The 2,138-nt window shown below is 69.7% G+C and carries 2 protein-coding genes and 1 pseudogene; 2 read left to right on the top strand and 1 reads right to left on the bottom strand.

Annotated features, from left to right (window positions below; all coding sequences use genetic code 11):
- Positions 1-89: 89 nt before the first annotated feature.
- On the bottom strand, positions 90-335 hold the full coding sequence (locus tag ACZ60E_RS30745; protein WP_453795412.1) for a DUF2277 domain-containing protein: 246 nt from the start codon (positions 333-335) through the stop codon (positions 90-92).
- Between the two features lie 110 nt (positions 336-445).
- On the opposite strand from ACZ60E_RS30745, the gene ACZ60E_RS30750 reads away from it, so the two are divergent.
- Both ACZ60E_RS30750 and ACZ60E_RS30755 read left to right on the top strand, forming a co-directional pair.
- On the top strand, positions 446-790 hold the full coding sequence (locus ACZ60E_RS30750; RefSeq protein WP_453795411.1) for a hypothetical protein: 345 nt from the start codon (positions 446-448) through the stop codon (positions 788-790).
- Between the two features lie 210 nt (positions 791-1,000).
- Positions 1,001-2,138 (top strand): annotated as a pseudogene (locus ACZ60E_RS30755) (hypothetical protein); the annotation flags it as partial.

Consider the following 2,138-nt stretch of genomic DNA (forward strand, 5'->3'; position numbering starts at 1 on the left):
GGCGAGTTGATTGCGGACCTCGCTCGGTATGCGCATACCACACCAACGACGCAGAGACCGTGAAGCAACGTGTTGATTCTTTACGAGCCCTAAGGCGTGTGGGAGGTCTGCTCCTTGCGCCCGCCCTGCCCCCTCACCTCCAGTCCGGCCAGGAGTTCGGCCGTGGCTTCGGCGACGGCGTCGACGGCGCGTTCGAAGACCTCGCGGTTGTGGGCGGCCGGGGCGCGGAAGCCCGAGATCTTGCGGACGTACTGAAGAGCGGCGGCGCGGATGTCCTCCTCCGTGGCCTCTTCGGGCAGGACGGGCGGTCGGAGAGTCTTGATGCTGCGGCACATACGTCCAGTCTCGCGCGCGGCACTGACAACACGAGCGTTCGCGTGAACTCCCCCTGCGACATCCCCCAAAGAACTCGCATCGCAAAATCGAACAGACGTACCATTGCCGGGTGGCTGAGACCTTCGACTTCCCAAGCGACCTCCTGTCCGGTCAGGAGGAGCTGCATCAGGTCCGGGCCGAACTTCTGGCCCTGCTGAAGCGGCTCCCCTGGTCGGTCGAGCCCCTGGACGGCTTCAGCGACGACCACGGCTGGCGCAAGGTGGAACGCCCCGCTTCCCCGGGCTGGACCCCCGACGAACAGGCAGAGGTCGAAAAACTCCGCCAACGCGAACGGGAACTGGCGGTCTTCGTCACCTGCCACCGCTTCTGGTCGGAGGTCACACCGACGGAGAAGGTCGACGCAAGGATGAGCGTCAAACGCGCGGGGGAGCCGACAGACCGCCCCGCGCCCTAGCCGCTAGCCCCAAGCCCCAAGCCCCAAGCCAGGGTCAACCGAAAGCCGGGGCACACCCCCGCTCACCGGCGGACGCCGTCCGCCGGGCCGCCTCAACTCTGCCCGCCAGGACGCCGACTTGTGCCTCGGAGACCCTGGTGTCGCCTCGTCGCCCTCCCGTACCGTCTTCAATTTGCTCGACGAGAGCCTGCACAACCCAGGGAGCCAGCGATGTACGCACGCGAAGACCCGACCCGGACGCGTGGGGGGACATCTTCCCGCCCCCTCCCCCGCCAGAACGACAACGCGGCTTCGTCCGGGGCGACTTCGATCCTGAACCTCCAGCGGCTCGCGGGCAACGCGGCCGTCTCACGCAGTCTGTCCGGGCCGAACGCCAGCGCCCCGCTGACGATCCAGCGTGCCGGAGGGTACGACGACGGCACCTACCGCGGCCGCAACCGCGAGCGGCGCCGTCTGGAGGACGAGTGGGACTCGGTGATCGACGGCAACAGCACGCACCAGGCCGAACACCCGATCCTGTACTCCGCCGCCGCCCCCCGCGCCCGTACCCGGGTGCCCCGTGGCCAGGCGGGAGCGGTCGGCGCCCACGCCCGAGCCGTGGAGAACGACCTCCCCGCCTACTACGAGGGCTATGACGACCACCGGGCCCACGACGGCACCGGCACACGCCGCCGGGACCGCATCGGCACGACCGGTATGACGCAGCGGCAGTACCGCGACGCGCAGACCGAAGCGCTGGAGGTGCACAACAACCCGGCCAACGCCATGCACATGAACATGATGGGGTACGCCCATCAGCCCGGCTTCCGCAACGCACCACGCACCGCGGCCGTCGAGCAGTCCGACGACAGCTACAGCCACATGCTCCGCAGCGGCCGGGGCAACGCGCCGTACTTCGACAGCAATGGCCAGGTGCGCAGGACACGGCCGCTGATGAACTACGAGCGGGCCGAACTCGATGCGGGTCGCCGGGTCGCGCGCACCGGTCGCTACCCGGACGAGCACGAGCAGGACGCCATGATGCGGAGCCACGGTGCCCGCTCGTACCGGCTGCGCTCGGGGCGGACCAACGACTTCGACTCGCTGTCCAGCTACCCGGACCTCGGGAGCGACCGCAGCGCCAGCCCCCACGAGCTGGACACGTCCTACCGTCAGCGCGATCCGTCCCGCCGGCGCAGCCGTTCCCGGGGCCGGATGAACCAGCGGGAGCAGCTGAACCTGCTCGCCCGCGGCGGGACGCTCGACGGGGCGGACTTCGCGACCAGCTTCGACGGCGGCGGTTACGACGACGAGCGCACCGGCCGCTCACGGCAGCGCAGCCAGTCACGCCGCCGCATGGCCAGCCGGC

Source organism: Streptomyces sp. NPDC102514 (assembly GCF_055584525.1).

Bases quoted from the DNA above. Each gene is read 5' to 3' on its own strand.
- ACZ60E_RS30745 (WP_453795412.1), bottom strand. From the start codon at position 335: ATGTGCCGCAGCATCAAGACTCTCCGACCGCCCGTCCTGCCCGAAGAG.